The sequence below is a fragment of the Scandinavium sp. M-37 genome, assembly GCF_043558715.1.
GTDB classification, from domain to species: domain Bacteria; phylum Pseudomonadota; class Gammaproteobacteria; order Enterobacterales; family Enterobacteriaceae; genus Scandinavium; species Scandinavium vulneris_A.
Map to the genome: position 1 here is coordinate 1 of NZ_JBIGIN010000088.1, position 808 is coordinate 808.

2 protein-coding genes are annotated in these 808 nt (G+C 59.5%); both read left to right on the top strand.

What is annotated here, in order from left to right; translation table 11 throughout:
• Positions 1–57: 57 nt before the first annotated feature.
• On the top strand, positions 58–537 hold the full coding sequence (locus ACG0Z5_RS23775; protein WP_394451627.1) for a GDP-mannose mannosyl hydrolase: 480 nt from the start codon (positions 58–60) through the stop codon (positions 535–537).
• On the top strand, positions 534–808 hold a 275-nt coding region (locus tag ACG0Z5_RS23780; protein ID WP_394451629.1), incomplete at its 3' end, for a glycosyltransferase. The genes ACG0Z5_RS23775 and ACG0Z5_RS23780, both read left to right, overlap by 4 nt.

An 808-nucleotide genomic window follows, 5' to 3' on the forward strand; every position in this document is an offset into this window, starting at 1 on the left:
CTCGCCAGTACTTACCAGTGGTTCCTTGAGAACCAGCACCGCTTCCGGGGGTAAACCATGTTTCTGACGCCAGAAGATTTTGCCACCGTGGTGCGTTCGACCCCGCTCATTTCGATTGATTTGGTCGTGGAGAACGCGGAGGGAGAATTTCTGCTCGGGAAACGTAACAACCGTCCGGCACAGGGCTACTGGTTCGTGCCGGGCGGGCGAGTGCAGAAAGATGAAACCCTCTCAGACGCCTTTTCGCGCCTGACCGAAGCGGAGCTGGGCCTGCGCCTGCCGATGTCGGCGGGTCAGTTTTACGGCGTCTGGCAGCATTTCTATGACGACAACTTTTCTGGCACCGATTTCAGCACCCATTACGTGGTGCTGGGATTTCGCCTGAAGCTTGACGTGAAAGCGTTGCCGCTGCCGACCGCGCAGCACAATGACTATCGCTGGCTGACGCAGGACGCCCTGCTGGCGGCAGACAATGTGCATGACAACAGTCGCGCTTATTTCCTCGATGAAAAACGCGCGGAGGCGCCGGGTTTATGAAAATCCTCGTGTACGGAATCAACTACTCTCCCGAGCTCACCGGGATCGGCAAATACACCGGTGAGATGGTGGAGTGGATGGCACAGGAAGGGCATGAGGTGCGGGTGATTACCGCCCCACCGTACTACCCGGAATGGCAGGTCGGCGAGCGCTACTCCGCGTGGCGCTATCGCCGCGAAGAGGGGGCTGCCACCGTCTGGCGCTGCCCGTTATACGTGCCAAAGCAGCCTTCCACGCTCAGGCGTCTGATCCACCTCGGCAGCTTCGCGCT